This is a genomic window from Psychrobacter sp. 1Y1 (assembly GCF_051847395.2).
In the GTDB taxonomy this organism is placed as follows: Bacteria; Pseudomonadota; Gammaproteobacteria; order Pseudomonadales; family Moraxellaceae; genus Psychrobacter.
In genome coordinates this window covers 2,887,531-2,904,898 of sequence record NZ_JBPYDF020000001.1, presented here as the reverse complement: position 1 = coordinate 2,904,898, position 17,368 = coordinate 2,887,531, and the positions used below count along the sequence as shown (strand labels likewise).

Here is a 17,368-nt window from a genome sequence, read left to right as displayed (position 1 = left end):
GTCTATTTACTCGTCTAATGATTCTATAAGGATTTTTATTTATGCCATTTAAGCCTGTTCAAGCGGCTATTGCTATTTTAGTTGGTTTGATAATTTGGTTTGTCATCCCAGTACCAACGGGTGTCACACCAGAAGCATGGCATATGCTGGCACTATTCATCGCTACTATCGTTGCCATTATAGGAAAAGCACTACCTATTGGCGCGATTGCAATTATTGCAGTTACTTTAGTCGCGTTGACAGGCGTAACTAGTGATAGTCCGAAGCAAGCCATTAGCGATGCATTATCTAGCTATTCAAGCCCTTTGATTTGGCTCATTGGTATTGCGGTGATGATATCACGTGGGTTGATCAAGACAGGACTGGGTCGCCGTATCGCTTATTATTTCATTTCTATCTTTGGTAAAAAAACCATTGGCGTGGCTTATTCCTTGGCCGCTGCTGAGCTGATGGTTGCACCCATCACACCTTCTAATACGGCGCGTGGTGGTGGTATTATTCACCCTATTATGAAATCCATTGCGCAGAGCTTTCACTCGACACCAGAGGAAGGTACTCAAAACAAAATTGGTCGCTATTTAGCGATGGTGAATTACCACGCCAATCCTATTACTTCTGGTATGTTTATCACTGCTACGGCTCCCAATCCTTTAGTCGTAGAGCTGGTCAATAAAGCAACAGGTGGCGATATTCAGCTGTCATGGACAACGTGGGCAGTAGCAATGTTTATACCTGGGATGCTTTGTCTAATCGTCATGCCATTAATTATTTATATGATCTATCCACCTGATGTCAAAGCAACACCTGATGCAAAAAACTTCGCAAAAGATAATCTGACCGAAATGGGTCAGATCAGCACCCATGAAAAAATAATGCTCGGTGTATTTGGTCTTATGTTGGTATTGTGGGCTAATATTCCTGCGTTAATTTTGGGTGAGCAGTATAGCGTTGATGCCACCACAACCGCCTTTATTGGCTTGACGACATTGATATTGACTGGTGTATTGACGTGGGATGACATTCTAAAAGAGAAGTCTGCATGGGACACCATTGTTTGGTTCGGTGCACTGATTATGATGGCCGCCTATCTGAACAAGCTTGGTTTGATTAGCTGGTTCGCGGGCAATATTGAGTCTCTTATTGGAACGACTGGGGTAGGTTGGATAGGTGCAGTGACAATTCTGACCTTAGTCTATTTATATATACACTATTTTTTCGCTAGTACTACCGCCCATATTACTGCACTATTTGCAGCATTTTATGCGGTTGGCCTGACATTAGGCGCGCCGCCAATGTTATATGCTTTAATCTTAGCTGCAGCGGGTAACATCATGATGACGTTGACCCATTATGCGACTGGTACGGCCCCTGTAATTTTCAACTCGGGTTATGTGACGTTGAAAGAGTGGTGGGGTATTGGTGCGATTATGAGCGTAGTTAACTTAGTCATTTGGATAGGTGCTGGTTTAATTTGGTGGAAAGTGCTTGGTTATTATTAATAAGCCATCTAAATCTATAGTCATTCCACTATAAAAGTATTACCGCGCTAACCTCGCTTGAAGTATTTAATGTACATCTATACTAAGTTGCCTTGTACTACTTTTAAATTGAATCGACTACACTGTTTTACCTAGTCAATTTATAGGTGAGTATTGGCTAAAAACGCTCATCTAACGTGTCTAGCGTATAGTTAAGCGCGGCAAAACATATATCAGTATTGAATCCTCTATATTGTAGAAACCGAAACTGCTTGGCTTTGTCTTTTTGTTCAACAGGTATGTTATCGCCATATTTCTTAATACGTGCTGTGACAGCCAATTTCAGCCAGTCTACCCCATCGACCAAGTTGTCATCATTATCATCTACAAACTCACTAAATTCATCAGACTCAGTATTCGCCATATCGATTAGCTCATCGATGTTACCTGGCATAGCAATCTTCTTGCGATAGAATTCTTGTTTGATCCGACCACGTCCGCGGCCTTTGCGAATGTTCTCACTTATCAACATTAGGGTAGTGCGATAATCACTTTGATAACCTTTTTCTTCAAACTCATCAAGTAGTGCGTCAATTTTTTCTGGGTCTTGTTCTTTGTCGATCAGCTTTTGCTTTAGCTCAGCCTTACCGTATTCGCGGCGTGATAAATAATAAAATGCGAGCCAACGTAATCGACTTTCTGCTTTAATCGCATCGATCTCTGCTTGTTTTTGTTCAGGGGTTCGTAAGTAAGCTTTGAGCGCGGCTGGTATGTTATCGTTTTGGCTGTCTGCTTCACTACCATTGATAGCAAAAAGCTCAGCTTCATGTTCTGAGTTTTTGGATAGTGGCTCAGTGCTATCACTAGTACCAGTGGTCAAACCATCACTAATTTCGTCATTATGAATGTCGAGTTTGACTTCTGCCAGCATCTCTTTGATGGTTTGCGCTTCAGGTGGTTGATATATAGGGGTATCACTAGGCTCAGCGGTAAAATTAGCCGCTGGGTGAAAACGCTTTTTACGTTTTTTAGATTTAGAGTTCTTTTTTGACTTAGGAGAGGAGTCTTCAAAGAACGCTGTATCAATAGTAGCGTCATTCTTGACTGAATCATCTTTATTTGAGCGGGTAGTCCGTTTACTAGGTTTCTCTCGTTTTTTAGGCTCTTTCGTATGAGAGTTTTTGGACAGTTTTTTTGGTTTGCTATCAATAGAACTAGCTGAGTCGGCACCCGACTCAGCTAGGATTTCAGCTAAGGTTTTAATTTTCATAATGAATCATATTAACTGACAACGGTTAATCGTTAAACCATTATTGTACAGGTTCAGAAGCCTGTTCTGCTTCTTCAGTTTCGTCGGCTTTGCTCTTTTTCTTTGTACCAAGCTTTTCGTCACGAATTTTGTCTTCGATTTCTTGAGCAATGGCAGGATTCTCTTTTAAGAAAAGCACAGAGTTGGCTTTACCTTGACCGATTTTTTCGTCGCCATAGCTGTACCAAGATCCTGCTTTGCCAACGGCTCCAATCTCCACGCCTAAGTCGATAACTTCGGCTAAATGGTTAGTACCTTCACCGTAAGTAATTTCGAACTCAGCTTGGCGGAAAGGTGGTGCCATTTTGTTTTTAATGACTTTGACACGGGTCTGGTTACCGATGATTTCATCACCATTTTTGACCGCACCAATACGGCGAATATCCATACGTACAGAGGCGTAGAATTTCAGCGCGTTACCACCAGTCGTCGTTTCGGGGCTACCGAACATAACACCGATTTTCATACGGATTTGGTTAATAAACACCACCATACAGTTAGAGCGTTTGGCGTTACCAGTGATTTTACGTAGGGCTTGGCTCATCAGACGCGCTTGTAGACCCATGTGTGAGTCGCCCATTTCACCTTCAATCTCGGCACGTGGTGTCAACGCAGCTACTGAGTCAATCACGATCATATCGATTGCGCCTGAGCGTACCAACATGTCGGTAATTTCAAGTGCTTGCTCGCCATTGTCAGGCTGCGAGAGCAATAAGTCATCAGTGTTTACTCCAAGCTTGCGTGCATAAACAGGGTCGAGCGCATGCTCGGCATCTATAAAGGCACAGGTACCGCCTTGCTTTTGACATTCTGCAATAGCTTGCAGGGTCATCGTCGTCTTACCTGAACTTTCTGGACCGTAAATTTCAACGATACGGCCTTTTGGTAGACCACCAATACCAAGCGCAATGTCTAATCCTAGAGAGCCTGTAGAGACCACATCGACATCCATAATGGCCGAGTCATCGCCTAGATGCATGATGGTGTTTTTACCAAATTGCTTTTCGATTTGACCTAATGCCGCTTTGAGGGCTTTGGCTTTATTGTCGTCCATATTGGATTCCTTGTTTTCGGTAGTTAAGTTGATGCTATAAATAAAATATTGGTACTGTTAAAACTTTTGGCAAACGCATACTGACTGTTATGAAATCGGCAATTATTTTTTGGCTGTTTTATCGAAAAATAGGTTGTCACGTGACTGGTATAGGTAGTAGTATCGAATGTATCGTTCTACTATACAGTAAAATTAAATAGCGAGAGAAGTAAAAATAAGTCCGTAATACACTGTCGTTATCGTTGTTTTTAAGTCAGACTTGGCGTGCTAATTACTCGACTCAACTTCTTAACGCTGTTGATTTGATAAGGTAATTATAACAAAAGCAAAGCACTATAATGAGCGTTGAGGGATGCTAGACGACACTATCTGTCGTATGGTATGACGCTAAAAATCTATAGAAATGATGCGATAGGTCGCTGTTGTTTTGAACCTGATAATGACTATGCTTGTCAATAGATTTGGGAGTTGTCCACAACAAATAAAAGGCTTATTTTCGCTAATTGTGAAACATTATGAATAATTAAATTATTTTAGAAATTATTTAAAATAATTTTTTATGTGTATAAATTTAATGTAAGTAACTGATTTTAAAGGTTTTATAAATTGTACAAAAAATGAACGATTTTACCTTATCCTTTAAGTTGCTTAGCTATAAAGTTGTCAAGTAGTGACTTATGCACAGGGTTATCCACAGCTTATGGGGAGAACTCTGTAAAGCCTTATAATACATAAGTTTACGTAGATTATTAGTATTAGGAATGGATTCTATATTTCGTTTCTAATCACTTTACAGGTTCTATTTTATCTATAAACAACCCTATGAGCGCTATGTTTCACAAATTATAAATTTATCTTTTTTTATGCATAATCATACTATAGGCATTAAAAGTCAGGAGTATGACTCAAGATATACATCTAAGATGTCAGTAGACATAGTTGTGCATAGGATGTCTAGTATTTTTAGAGATATTTTCTACAGCCTATAGAAGGCCAAAAAAAAGCGGCTACATCAGATAGCCGCTTTGTTAAAACACTTAAAAGTAGAGCTGTATTGGTCAGTCTTTGATATAGATCAAATCCCACACACCATGCCCACGGTCGAGGCCACGACGCTCAAACTTAGTCATTGGACGAAAGTCAGGACGCTCAGTGAAATTACCTGTACCTGCTTTGTTGGTCAATCCAGCGAAACCATCCAATACTTCAACCATCCAAAATGCATAATGCTCCCAGTCAGTTGCTGTATGGAACCAGCCACCTTGTTTTAAGCTGCGCGTAACGATGGTCATACGTTCAGGACTGACGAAACGACGCTTATAGTGACGCTTCTTTTGCCATGGATCAGGGAAGTATAGCTGAATACGGTCGATATGGTTTTCTGGTAGCTGCTTGAGCAATTGAATGGCATCACCGTTGATGATTTTCACGTTGCTCAAATTTTGGGTGCCAGCCATATACGCACATTTACCAATACCAGGCTCATGCACTTCTACACCGACAAAGTTACGAGTAGGGTCAGCGGCCGCCATTTCAATAAACGAATCACCCAAGCCAAAACCAATCTCTACCGTAAGCGGTGCATCTGGACCGTTAGGGCTATCAGCGAATAACGTACGTAGGTTGTCAATACCGGTAAGATCACCATCACCAAAACTGTTATTGACCAAATACTCAGAAAATTCTGGAGCAGTTAGTGCAAGCTCAGCGTTTTTGTTCATGTGCGTACGGCGCTTCATAAACGTATTGACGATGCGGATATGCTTGTCAGAGGTCGGCTCTATCTCTTGGCTAGTGCTGTTATCGATATCGATAGGCTCGCTTGTGCTATTAAGGGTTTGCTCATCAGTAGTATCGGTACTATTGACGTTGTCATTGATATCAGAATGTTGACTCATAGGATTCGTAAGGCTTAATTAGGTGGGTGATGTTTGCTTATTATAAGTTAAATCCATACAACTGTGAACGGACAATCCTATTTTCGCGTATTTGCTGGTCAGTGCTGTGGTTTCTCTATGTTACACACGGGTTTTGGCGTTATCATATAATGGTATTTTTTAAATGCTTTTTCTAAGAGTCAGTAAGTAGAGCGTGTTGCCATGTTATTTATCGAGACAGATTCACCGCCACCATTTTATCAAGAGTCGTTAACACCTGCTAAACGTAAGCAGTTAGACAAGTGGTTCATCGGTAATCGTACCCAGCGTTATTATCTCAAACGTTTTGAGCAGTTTGATCAGCAAGGTTATTTGTCGCCAAAATGGCACTGGGCTGCATTTTTTATCACTTTTCCTTGGCTGCTATATCGCAAGCGCTATATGGATGCGATTGTCTATAGTGTCGCAGGGTGGTCTTTTATCCAGCTTAATGTCGCGCTGGTGCTAGTCGCTTTTGAATTTATAGCGATGTCCTATGTACCAGATGCTTATCAGATGGCAACACGTATCGGTATTGCTGCCGTTATTTGGCTATTTTGGTCGTTTATGGTGGCATGTTGGACGGATGCGTATTACTACCGAATGGCAAGGCGAGAGATCGCTGATGCGATAAATGATCATCCGCGAGATGAGGCAGCACAGAAGGCGCATCTGCAAAGAGAAGGCGGTGTTAGCTTATTCGGACTGGCATTGGGGTTTGGTTTTTTTGCGTTTTCGCTATTGGTGATTAAGGTGCAGTTCTTACCGATTATTGCCAAGCCAAAAGCAAACGAAGTGTTGTTTGATGCTTATGATATTGCAAAGAATGCTCAAAACCGAGTGGCGTTGATTTATCAGCAGACAGGGCAGTGCCCAGTAAATCTGCCCCTGAGTACCGAGCAGCAGCAACTACGCATGCATGTCGATACTCAGGCCGCTGGTGTGCCAAAAACCGACTGTGCGGTAGTGGCAACGATTCAGAACGTGACGTTTCCAATACGCTATTTAAACGAGCAGACGCTGGTCTTTTATCGTATACCAGACAGTGATAATTGGGATTGCATCAGCTCACTGAATAAAAAACAAGCCCCTAAAAACTGCATAGCTGATTAGGGGCTGTATTTCACGAGTACTTGTAAATGTTGCTAGTACTGAGAGCTACTGCTTAGGGTTAATGCTTAGAGTCCGTTGCAGTATCATCTTTTTCCTCAACTGGTGTTGCTTGGCTCTTTAACGCCTCATAAAAATCGGTCAAATCCATTTTACGTGCTTTACCAATATCTTCATCAAACAAGCTTTCAAGCTCAGCCATTGCTGATTGCGCGGATTCAATCATGCTGGCTTCATCATCATAGATAGCTTGTTGGCGTTCTATCAAGTCATCATCATAGTCACGGAATGTTTTTACTGTTTCTCGCGCTTTTTCTGGTGAGATGCCTAATAACTGTAGTGATTCGCGTGACATGTCCAAAGACGACAAATAAGTCTCACGCCAAATGTGTCGCACGCCAACCTCACGCAAACGATAATAGTGCTGACGATCGCGCGCTCTTGCCAATACAATCAGTTCAGGATAATTCTTACGAAGATACTGAGCGGTGGTGATAGAACGCTCTAAGTCATCGATGGCAAGAATAAACACACGCGCTTTTTGAATGCCTGCAGCTCGCAAAATCTCAGGGTTTTTCGGGTCGCCATAATAGACTTGGTTACCGAATTTTCTTACAAAATCTACTCGGTTTGCCGAGCGTTCAATGGCGGTAAATTCGATATTATGCATGCGCAGTACACGGCCAATAATCTGACCGACACGGCCAAAGCCTGCAATAATTACCTGATGTTCATGATCAGGAATGGTATCGTATTCGCGGCTCGGTTTGCTCTTGGCAAATAGCGGCTCACCTACTTTTTCTAACAGCAAGAATGCTAAAGGTGTCAGTGCCATTGAAATAGTAACGACAAGGTTAAGGGTGTTAGCAAGCTCGGGACGTAAGACGTTTTGAGCAGTGGCGACACTGAATAGGACAAAGGCAAACTCACCACCTTGGGCTAGGGTTACGCCCAATCTGATACTCGTTGGCCAGCGATTGCCCGATACCTTTGCAATACCTGCAATCACTGCAAACTTGATAAACATCAATGCGAGCGCACAGCCAATAATAAAGATGGGCTCTGCCAAAATGAGTTTGACGTCGGTAAGCATACCGACCGACATAAAGAATAGACCTAACAGCAACCCTTTAAAAGGTTCGATACTAGCTTCTAATTCGTGACGATACTCAGAATCTGCTAACAACACACCTGTCAAAAATGCACCTAACGCCATTGATAGACCGATTTGACCCATCAAGATAGACACGCCCATGACAATAAATAGCGCGACCGCTGTCAGTAGTTCTGACGCACCACTGGAAGCCACAAATTTGAAGAAGGGTCGAACCACATAACGGCTAGCAAAAATCAGACCGGCAAAGACAGCAAATACCTTACCAAAATAAATTAAATCGTAGCTTTGCTCACGCACCCCTGATAAGAACGGAATGACTGCCAACAATGGAATGACCGCAATATCTTGGAATAACAAGATAGTGAAGGCTTCTCGACCATGCGTGCTCGAAAGCTGCTGTTTTTCAGTCAGTATCTGTAGTACAAACGCGGTAGAAGACAGGGCTAAACCAAAACCAACGATAAAGGCAGTATCTAGTTGTAAGGAGAAAAACTGATGTAGGAGCCACATCAGTAGCGTACCAGTTAAACCGACCTGCAAACCGCCCAATACAAATATAGAGCGGCGCAATGCCCAGAGCCGCGAAGGCTGTAGCTCAAGCCCGATAATAAACAGCAGCATGACCACGCCAAACTCTGAAAAGTGCAATAGACTTTCAGCGTCGCCTGCCACATCCAAGCCACTTGGGCCCAATATGAGTCCAGTGATGAGGTAGCCTAAAACCGTTGCAATGCCGAAGCGTTTACCAAGAGGGACAAAGAGCAATGCTGCTCCCAAAAATATAGTGGCTTGCAACATGAGATTTGGTGAGCCGGCGGCGGCAGCAAACATCTGGGCTCCTTAAAAATTTGAATAAAATAAACAATATAAAATGAACGTGACTAAAATCAGTATGGATAAAACGATATCGCGCTAGTATCTATTATTTTTTGCGATAAATTTTCCACACACCATTGTCTGCAAGCGGATTATTATAAGCATCGTTGCGGCGTTTACGCGGTGTTTGCCTGCTATCGACAATCTTAAAGTCAGGCAGGGCATGTACAACAAGACCAGTACGATAAAAGCGTACCCGCTCAGGCTCTAGCATTTCGCCCTTACTATCACGACAAAAAACATAAGCACGCAGATCGATAAATTCACGATGCGCTACCAGTCGCGCTTCCTCGTCATTCTCTAGCACCGCTGTCATGCGCTCAATTTCATCATCCGTATATTGACCACATTTATCAGTCAGGGCGCCTACTGATCCAAAGCTTTTAGATTCTTTGGCGCGTGTCTTAGTCAAGTGTAGACGCTGAACATGATAGATGAATTGTGGTATTTCAAGGCTGGCAGGGAGCGGTAGATAGTCAGGTGGCATATTGGCCGCTGGATAAAAATCTTTTGCACGTTCAAGCAGATTTTGCCAACGTTGCTGATAGGTTTGGACTTCCGCTAAATTGCCCTCGTAAATAGGCATATCACGGATTTGTCGCAAAATATCAGGTGGAAACTGTTCATTACGAAAGTTTGCAATGTCTTCTTGCAGCGTTGATAACAAAACTTTGGCGTGTTTTTTGCCATCTTTTGATGCAGGATCATCGATATAGTCTGGGGCGACAAAGGGTGCTGAGCGTCTAGACATAGTGTTGTATCATCAATAGATAGAGTGAAAATACCAAAAAGTATGATTATAAAAATTAACTGGGGTGCTAAACAAAACTTTATAATAGTTATTATAACCACATAAGCCGATACGGACTTAATTTTTTTAGGGGCTGTAGTAGATAAGCACTATGCTAGACTACTTTTATGAAGATAACCCGTTGTAAACTAAGTAAAAAAGCACAGCGAAGGCTGTTAGAGTTTTTTACGGCTGAAGTGACTGCTAGAACAGCCGCAGATTTGCTTGATATTCAGCCTAATACTGCTGCACTTTTTTATCATAAAATAAGACTTGTGATAGATTACCATCTCTCATTAGAAGCTGATGAGCTTTTTGATGGTGAGGTCGAATTAGATGAAAGTTACTTTGGCGGTGTACGCAAAGGCAAAAGAGGTCGCGGGGCTGCTGGTAAAACCGCTGTATTTGGTATTCTAAAACGAAACGGTAAGGTTTATACCATTGTCGTAGCAGACACCAAACAGACTACCCTAATGCCTGTTATTAAGCGTAAAATCAAGCCTGACAGCTTTGTTTATACGGATAGCTATCGAAGTTACAATGCACTGGATGTGAGCGAGTTTAAACATTTCAGAGTCAATCACTCTATAGAGTTCATTTGCGGTAAGAACAATCACATCAATGGCATTGAGAACTTCTGGAATCAGTCCAAACGAACACTCAGAAAGTATAATGGGATTAATAAGAAGAACTTCCATTTGTTTTTAAAAGAGTGCGAGTTTAGATTCAACTATGGCTCACCATCTAATCAGCTGAAAACCTTGAGAAAATGGTGTGATATTTAATCCTTATCTACTACAGCCCCTTTTTTTAAGTTGAATAAAATAAAAGATTGTCGCAAATCACGACTGCTTTAATGTGATCTAGATTCTAGTTCTAATTCCACGTAACTTTTAGTATGAGCCAGTATCAGATGCCTATACTTGTATTTTCTAGGTCGTGTTTCAAGTTACTGACTTCTTTATTCAATCACTTAGCTGAAAATGTATCGTCAATGGTTATGACCAATATGACTATTACCATCAGGTAGCTGCCCCGAAATATCACAAACCAATGCATCGCTATGTGCGATATTCTGCGGGTGAGACGAGCTTTCGACCTGAATAGTAGCATGGTGAATACCAAGCTCTAGCAGTCTTTGCTCGAGACTGGCAATTAGAATATTTGATTCATGGATACTCATTTCACCATCGACCACCACGTGACAAGAGAGCGCATTGAGACCACTGGTGATACTCCACACATGTAGGTCATGTACTGTTTGTACTTGAGAGTCTTCGAGTAATTTTTGTTCCACATCGACTAGCGATATATTGGCAGGCGTTCCTTCCATCAATATATGCACAGAATCACGTACAACGCGGTAGCCACTGATTAAAATAAGCACAGCAACGATTACTGATGCCACTGCATCTGCCCATACCCAACCAAAACCCATCATAAGTAGTGCAGCGATAATCGCAGCTACTGACCCTAATAAATCGCTCAATACGTGCAAATAGGCGCTTTGCATATTAAGGTTAACGGGTTCTTCATTATTAGGTTTCTGCTCTGCGACCTTGGCATCATCCGTACCATGACTATGACTAGGATTATGGCCGTGTGACTCGCCACCTTGACTACCTCGATGCATTAGCCAAGCGACCAAAATATTGATCAGCATACCGATAGTCGCCACGATAAGCATGCCTTGGGTCGCAATTTCTGGCGGTGAGTTAAAGCGTTTAATCGCTTCATAAAAAATCATCAAAGCGATTATCACAAGGGTAGCGCCATTTACCGTAGCAACTAATATCTCAAAGCGCTTGTAACCGAAAGTTTTCTGATGGGTAGCTGCTTTTTCGCCAATTTTAAATGCGACTAAAGTGGCACCAAGCGCTATCGCATCGCTTAACATATGCCCTGCATCAGATAGCAGAGCCAAACTACCAGTGAACCAGCCACCAATGGCTTCGATAAACATGTAACCAGTAATGATAATAAAGCTGAACAGCAAGGTGCGCTGATAGCCTTTGGTGTCTCGTGCTGTGGTTGTTTGCTCTAGATGCTCATCATGATCATGATGGCCTTGGTTTTCTTGAGTGTAGTTATTTTCTTCATCTTCGCGAACGTACTTAGGCACATCCGTATTATCATACTGTTGGCTATGATTGTGCTCGTCAGAGTTTGGATTATTTGAATTCATAATAATACTCAGATTCGCTGATAGTTGCGTTCGATAGATGGTGCTTACTGATAAGTGATGCTTGCTATGGGTAGAGTAGGCGTAGAGCCTTTGCCACATATCATTGATGGTTATAAATTTAACATAACCAAGCATGAGAAGCTGTAACGACGAAGTAAACATGATGAGAGGAGGAGCAGAAAGATACGCACCTATTTGTTGAGAACTAAGTGAGAACTACCAACCGACAGGATCAATGTCCAAAGTAAGCTTAAGGTATTTAGCGCTTGGTAGGGCAAGCACTGGCTGCCACCACTGTCCCAACACATGGTGCAATTGACGGCGGTCTTTAGCCAATAGCAAAAGCTGAGCATGGTAGCGACTGTTCTTTTTACTCATGGGCGCATCAATAGGACCGAGAACAGCGAGGTTATGAGCATTCGGCAAATGCGCAATAGCATCCTTGAGCGCTTGAGTGGTGGCTGCTAACGTTTTGCCTTCACAGCGTATCAATGCAGCATGTCGATGAGGAGGTAAGCCCATCATTTGACGTTCTTGCAGTAGCTCGCGTGCAAATGACAAGTAGCCGTCTTTGACCAGTTTCAATAGTAACTCGTTATCAGGTTGCAACGTTTGAATCAATACGCGGCCAGCTTTGTCACCTCGACCAGCACGGCCTGCCACCTGAATCATGAGCTGTGCGGTATGCTCTGGTGAGCGAAAGTCTGCTGATAAAAATCCGCGATCGGCATTGGGTAAGCAAACCAATGTAACGTTGGGGAAGTGATGACCTTTGGCAACCATCTGTGTACCGACCAATATGGCAGGGTTGCCTTTATTAATTTGCTCGTAAATATTTTCCCAGCTGTCTTTACGTCTTGTGGTATCACGGTCTATTTGAATAATCGGATAGAGCTCTTTGCTAGTTTGAGGGTTAGCAAAGATTGCGTGTAGATTTTCGCTAAGCCTTGTCGTTCCCATACCTTTGGCATCTAGGTTTTGACTGCCACAATCAGGGCATACGGTAGGGATATAGGCTTGCCAATCGCAATGATGGCATTTCAAATAAGAGTTGCTTGAATAACTGTTTCGCTGGGATTGGCTATTATAGTGAACGGTCAGGTGCGCGTCACAGCGCGGACAATCTGCTTGCCAGCCACAAGCCTCGCACAATAGAACAGGTGCATAGCCACGACGATTCAAAAATATCAATACCTGATCACCAGCCTCTAGCGTTTGCCGTATCGCCCCGATCATGGCATCTGTCAGCCCTGTATCATAGCGCGCACCGTCATCTTGTGCTTGTTGATGGGTACTTTGCAAGCGAGCATCGATCAGTTGCATGGTTGCAGGTTTGGCATTGCCCGGACGAGTAAGCAGTTGGTATTCTGCTAGTTTGCCATCATCGACCAGTTTTAAATGCTCAAGAGAAGGTGTGGCAGTACCAAGTATCACTGGGATTTTGTATTGCAAACCTCGATAGAGAGCGACATCAGCGGCATGATAACGTAACGTGTCTTGTTGCTTATACGAGCCATCATGTGCCTCATCAACGACAATCAGGCCTAAGTCTGCGAAAGGATATAGCACAGCTGAACGTGTGCCGATAACGATTTGTGCATGCCCCGTGCGGCAGTCTTGCCAACCTTGTAAGCGATGAGTGTTAGTCATGCCAGAGTGTAATAGCACAATATGGGCGGCAAACCGACTGGCAAATCTTGCCCGCGTTTGCGGTGTGAGGCCAATCTCTGGTACCAAAATAAGGACTTGTTTACCAGCCTTTAGTACGGCTTGCATCGCTTGCAGATAGACTTCGGTTTTACCACTACCAGTAATACCGTTGAGCAAAAAACCAGTATAAGTATCGGATTCGTGTGCAGCAATAATAGCGTCGACAGCAAGTTTCTGCTCATCATTGAGATCAAGTGGCATTTTTGCCAGTTTAACTGGAACAGGTACTTGTTTTGGCTGAATATAGCGCTCGACTAACCCTTTATCTTCTAGCGTCTTTAAAAATGCTCGTTGCATACCTTCTAGTAGCAATACATCTTCGCTTGCGCCATGCTGACCATGTAGCTTTAGCATGTCGAACTGCTGCTTTTGTCTCTTGGCATTGGCTCGAAAATCATCATCAGTGATATGAGGCAAAATGCGCCAATGGGTAATCAGCAAGTCTAATGGTTTGCCTTGACGGACAAGGCTTGGCAAGATAACTGCCAACACGTCGCCAAGTGGATAGTGGTAATAGCGCGCCAGCCAGTAGGCCAGCTTGAGCATGTCCGAGTCCAAAATAGACTCAGCATCTAGGCATTTATTGATGGGTTTTATCTTGTTAACAGGTACGCTGCTAGCGTCTTGTGAAATATGAGCAATCACAATGCCAATTAGAGTCTGACGACCAAACGAAACCTCAACACGGCTACCGATTTGCGGTATCGCACTGTCTGGCAAAGCAAGCATATCAGCTGGTAAGCTATAGTCAAACACCCGATAAAGGGGAACGGGCAGAGCAACTTGTACCAACATAAACGGCTTCACAGTCTTATTAGGTGAATATGAGATCAGAATAATAGAACGGAGACCAATAAGCTTAGCATGATGCTAAGCTTATTGTGATATGACTTATAGGCTGTTGCTAAAATTAGCACTGAATACTAAGCATTTAATATTGTCTTATTCGATATAAAGAATAGACTCAATTTCTACCACACCACCTTTAGGTAGAGCAGCTACTTGGACGGCAGCACGGGCAGGATATGGCTCGCTTAGATTGGCAACAAACACTTCGTTCAAGACAGCAAAATCACTCAAGTCAGTTAAAGACACATTGAATTTGACCACGTCATTTAGACTGCCACCAGCTGCTTCACAGATAGCTTTGATGTTTTCAAATACTTGCTCAGCTTGTGCTTTAAAACCTTCTCTTAGTTCCATCGTGTCAGGATCAAAACCCAGCTGACCTGAGATATAGACAGTATTGCCGACTTTTACGGCTTGTGAATAGGTGCCGACCGCTGCAGGTGCTTTATCAGTTTGGATGGTTTGACGAGTCATGGGATATCCCTTTTATATTTTATGTGAGTGATTCATTGCTACTAGAATAGCAGTTCTATTTTAGCTATTTGCACCACGACTATATCAGTGATGCAAATCAGCAAATGCGCTTATTATAATTGATATAACCGTATAATGTTAGGGAAACCTAGCAGGGAGCGTAGTTCACGAATGCCCTGTGCTAAGTGGTTGCGACTACGTACTACAATATGAATGATGGTATCAGTATTGCGAACATCAACGGTTTCCACACCCATATTGAGCTGGCGTAAGTGATAGATAACTTCACTGATTTGCTCGTCACTAAGCGCAATTGAGAGCTTTAAATAAGCAGGAAAACGAATCTTACCGCTGTTTTTTAGATCGTGCTCACCGATGTCGCCTTGTTTGACCGCATTGTCATTGCGCCAACGCAATTGGATCACCTGATAAGGGTTGTCTTTGCGGATATCATCCAGTGAGAAACACTTATGACGATGAACGACCAAACCATGACGCGATAAATGCCCTACGATAGGGTCGCCATATATTGGATGACAACAATTGGCAAAATCAAGCTCGACACCAGCAGCATTTGCAATCAGCTGTTGCGGTTGAGTCATATCATCGCTATGTACTTTCGCCTGTAGATCGCTAAGCTCATCGCTAAATAAACGTGTCACTACTAGCTGAGGAAGTAGCGTACCTGAGCTTATTTGTTCAAATAGCGCATCTTTTTCTGTCAGACCGCGCCATTCGGTCAGGTCTTTCCAGTCAGCGTCTGTCAAATCATCAAAGCTTTTCTGATGCGTTCTGAGCGCACGATCTAAGGCTTGTCTGCCATGGTGTTGTTTATCAGCGACAGATAAATCTTTAAACCAACGTAAAATCTCTTCACGGGCTTTGTTAGTCACTACAAATCCTAACCACTCAGCTTTTGGTTCTGAGTGGCTATTCACTTCTATCTCAACGGACTGTCCATTTTTTACTACAGTGCCGAGCTTTGCAGCTTTACCATCGATATTTGCACCAACGGCAACGTTACCAATCATAGGCCCGACCGCGTAGGCAAAATCTAGCGCCGTTGCACCTTGCGGAAGCTCGTAAGCACGGCCTTGAGGACTGTAGCAAATGATTTTACTAGAGTGCAGATAATCCATCAGCTCATTAATGGTAGAGACTGCCGCTGAGAAATCAGGACTGTTTTCATTCAGATTGTCTTCATCAACCAAATCTTTCATGTTGCGCAATGACGCTTGGATAACCGACTGACTAACATCAGACGCGTGCTCTGCCCCGATGACACCAAGTCTCGCAGCGCTTTGCATTTGCTTAGTCAATATAGTGACTTTTACCACATCATTGTCACGCTCATAGATGAGGGTGAGGGACTGGTTACCACCTGGCAGCGGACGACGAATATTATCCGCAATATGGGTATCATCAATCTGATATTTTTTAATCAAATAATAGGCCAGCTTGTCGCAGGCTTCGATATTGTCGAGGACGATTTCAAACGCATAATGACGCAGTAGCGCATTAATCTCACCGCGATTGCGAAAAAACTGACGATATATGACCACGCGATTGTCTAAGACTTTGACCAGACCATTGAGATCCAAGTTGTTTAGCACGATACTCAAATAACGATGAATGGACTCTCTTTGAAAGTTACGTCCAAGCCCATGCTGTAGCAGTTTGTCAGACAGCTTGTTGTACATATCGGAGTCTAAATTGCGATAACACAATACTTCGATATAGTCAGCAATATCATTCAGACCCATTAATCGGGCAAATGGCACATAAAAATCTAAGGTCTCTTGAGCTGTAGTACGCTGTTTTTCAGGACGTACCGCGTCAAGCGTAGACATATTATGTAGACGGTCAGCAAGCTTGATAATGAGTACACGCGGGTCAGCGAGGGTTGCGGTCAGAATTTTATGAAAGGTGGCCGCTTTATTCTGCTGCTTGTTATGCGAAGATGACTTTAGCTTGGTCACACCATCGACCAGTCTTGATACAATTTCGCCATAACGCTGCTTGATTTGCTCATCACTGACTTCGGTGTCTTCGACCGTATCATGCAGAATTGCTGCAATAATAGTATCTCGATCTAAGCGAAAGCCTGCTAGTATCTCAGCGACAGCGATTGGATGCGTGATATAAGGTTCCCCTGATTTGCGCTTGTCTTTAATGTGCGCAATATCTCCGAACTCACAAGCATCAACAATATCACGGCGCTCAGCAGCAGTGAGATAACCTACCGAACGTAGTAAATTATATTGAGCATCATCGACGAGGTGATGACTGAGTTTGGGTAGGGTTTGACTCATAAAATGATGATCCTATTTTCCATGACCTACTTGTTGGGCCACTTACCGAAGCAAATGGAGGCTAAATAATGACCTACCATACAAAACTTAAGGATGAGTACGCCATTCTCTAATTAATCGCAAATCGCTTTCAATGTCAACTGATAAGCGTATGGGCGATGAAAAAATTTCACTCAGTGGTCTATTTT

The 17,368-nt window shown here is 42.9% G+C and carries 12 protein-coding genes; 3 read left to right on the top strand and 9 right to left on the bottom strand.

The genetic code is table 11. From position 1 onward, the window contains the following. Positions 1–41 precede the first annotated feature (41 nt). Positions 42–1,499, top strand: coding sequence for an anion permease (locus tag ACS8FA_RS26160; RefSeq protein WP_439266858.1), 1,458 nt, complete (start codon positions 42–44; stop codon positions 1,497–1,499). Between the two features lie 157 nt (positions 1,500–1,656). On the opposite strand, the gene ACS8FA_RS26155 is transcribed toward ACS8FA_RS26160, so the two are convergent. The 3 genes from ACS8FA_RS26155 to trmB all read right to left on the bottom strand — a co-directional run bounded on the left by ACS8FA_RS26155 (position 1,657) and on the right by trmB (position 5,739). Continuing rightward, on the bottom strand, positions 1,657–2,748 hold the full coding sequence (locus ACS8FA_RS26155) for a regulatory protein RecX (protein ID WP_439266860.1): 1,092 nt from the start codon (positions 2,746–2,748) through the stop codon (positions 1,657–1,659). Positions 2,749–2,788: 40 nt separating this feature from the next. Beyond that, positions 2,789–3,841, bottom strand: a complete 1,053-nt coding sequence (recA, locus tag ACS8FA_RS26150; protein WP_201605696.1) for a recombinase RecA — start codon at positions 3,839–3,841, stop codon at positions 2,789–2,791. Positions 3,842–4,899: 1,058 nt separating this feature from the next. Then, positions 4,900–5,739, bottom strand: a complete 840-nt coding sequence (gene trmB, locus ACS8FA_RS26145) for a tRNA (guanosine(46)-N7)-methyltransferase TrmB (protein WP_101205783.1) — start codon at positions 5,737–5,739, stop codon at positions 4,900–4,902. A 201-nt stretch (positions 5,740–5,940) separates the two neighbouring features. Here trmB and ACS8FA_RS26140 point away from each other — a divergent pair, with 201 nt between their 5' ends. Next, positions 5,941–6,870, top strand: coding sequence for a DUF2628 domain-containing protein (locus tag ACS8FA_RS26140; RefSeq protein ID WP_165597654.1), 930 nt, complete (start codon positions 5,941–5,943; stop codon positions 6,868–6,870). A gap of 58 nt (positions 6,871–6,928) precedes the next feature. Here the strand turns inward: ACS8FA_RS26140 and ACS8FA_RS26135 are convergent, their stop codons facing one another. Together ACS8FA_RS26135 and ACS8FA_RS26130 are read right to left on the bottom strand one after the other, a co-directional pair. Beyond that, positions 6,929–8,815 carry a monovalent cation:proton antiporter-2 (CPA2) family protein gene (locus ACS8FA_RS26135; protein ID WP_114700593.1) on the bottom strand — a complete coding sequence of 629 codons (1,887 nt, stop codon included), beginning with the start codon at positions 8,813–8,815 and terminating at the stop codon, positions 6,929–6,931. Positions 8,816–8,906: 91 nt separating this feature from the next. Further along, complete coding sequence (locus ACS8FA_RS26130) at positions 8,907–9,611, bottom strand: hypothetical protein (protein WP_439266864.1); 705 nt, start codon at positions 9,609–9,611, stop codon at positions 8,907–8,909. Between the two features lie 167 nt (positions 9,612–9,778). Between ACS8FA_RS26130 and ACS8FA_RS26125 the strand changes: the two genes are divergently transcribed. Beyond that, the gene (locus ACS8FA_RS26125) at positions 9,779–10,435 is read left to right on the top strand and encodes an IS1595 family transposase (RefSeq protein WP_045455674.1); all 657 of its coding nucleotides are present in this window, start codon (positions 9,779–9,781) and stop codon (positions 10,433–10,435) included. A gap of 206 nt (positions 10,436–10,641) precedes the next feature. On the opposite strand, the gene ACS8FA_RS26120 is transcribed toward ACS8FA_RS26125, so the two are convergent. From ACS8FA_RS26120 to ACS8FA_RS26105, 4 genes are all read right to left on the bottom strand, one after another. After that, positions 10,642–11,835 carry a cation diffusion facilitator family transporter gene (locus tag ACS8FA_RS26120; RefSeq protein WP_439266940.1) on the bottom strand — a complete coding sequence of 398 codons (1,194 nt, stop codon included), beginning with the start codon at positions 11,833–11,835 and terminating at the stop codon, positions 10,642–10,644. A gap of 216 nt (positions 11,836–12,051) precedes the next feature. Then, positions 12,052–14,340: a primosomal protein N' gene (locus ACS8FA_RS26115; protein WP_439266942.1), complete on the bottom strand. Its 2,289-nt coding sequence runs from the start codon at positions 14,338–14,340 to the stop codon at positions 12,052–12,054. Positions 14,341–14,487: 147 nt separating this feature from the next. Further along, positions 14,488–14,868 (bottom strand): RidA family protein, encoded by a 381-nt coding sequence (locus ACS8FA_RS26110; RefSeq protein WP_057761400.1) that lies wholly within the window; start codon positions 14,866–14,868, stop codon positions 14,488–14,490. Between the two features lie 113 nt (positions 14,869–14,981). Continuing rightward, entirely contained in the window at positions 14,982–17,180 is a 2,199-nt protein-coding gene (locus ACS8FA_RS26105; RefSeq protein ID WP_057761397.1) for a RelA/SpoT family protein, read from the bottom strand. Positions 17,181–17,368: the final 188 nt, after the last annotated feature.

What these genes read in the sequence shown, in the direction of transcription:
- recA (WP_201605696.1), bottom strand. Translation starts at nt 3,841, where the DNA reads ATGGACGACAATAAAGCCAAAGCCCTCAAAGCGGCATTAGGTCAAATC.
- ACS8FA_RS26105 (WP_057761397.1), bottom strand. Translation starts at nt 17,180, where the DNA reads ATGAGTCAAACCCTACCCAAACTCAGTCATCACCTCGTCGATGATGCT.
- ACS8FA_RS26135 (WP_114700593.1), bottom strand. Translation starts at nt 8,815, where the DNA reads ATGTTTGCTGCCGCCGCCGGCTCACCAAATCTCATGTTGCAAGCCACT.
- ACS8FA_RS26125 (WP_045455674.1), top strand. Translation starts at nt 9,779, where the DNA reads ATGAAGATAACCCGTTGTAAACTAAGTAAAAAAGCACAGCGAAGGCTG.
- ACS8FA_RS26155 (WP_439266860.1), bottom strand. Translation starts at nt 2,748, where the DNA reads ATGAAAATTAAAACCTTAGCTGAAATCCTAGCTGAGTCGGGTGCCGAC.
- ACS8FA_RS26130 (WP_439266864.1), bottom strand. Translation starts at nt 9,611, where the DNA reads ATGTCTAGACGCTCAGCACCCTTTGTCGCCCCAGACTATATCGATGAT.
- ACS8FA_RS26115 (WP_439266942.1), bottom strand. Translation starts at nt 14,340, where the DNA reads ATGTTGGTACAAGTTGCTCTGCCCGTTCCCCTTTATCGGGTGTTTGAC.
- ACS8FA_RS26140 (WP_165597654.1), top strand. Translation starts at nt 5,941, where the DNA reads ATGTTATTTATCGAGACAGATTCACCGCCACCATTTTATCAAGAGTCG.
- ACS8FA_RS26120 (WP_439266940.1), bottom strand. Translation starts at nt 11,835, where the DNA reads ATGAATTCAAATAATCCAAACTCTGACGAGCACAATCATAGCCAACAG.
- ACS8FA_RS26110 (WP_057761400.1), bottom strand. Translation starts at nt 14,868, where the DNA reads ATGACTCGTCAAACCATCCAAACTGATAAAGCACCTGCAGCGGTCGGC.
- trmB (WP_101205783.1), bottom strand. Translation starts at nt 5,739, where the DNA reads ATGAGTCAACATTCTGATATCAATGACAACGTCAATAGTACCGATACT.
- ACS8FA_RS26160 (WP_439266858.1), top strand. Translation starts at nt 42, where the DNA reads ATGCCATTTAAGCCTGTTCAAGCGGCTATTGCTATTTTAGTTGGTTTG.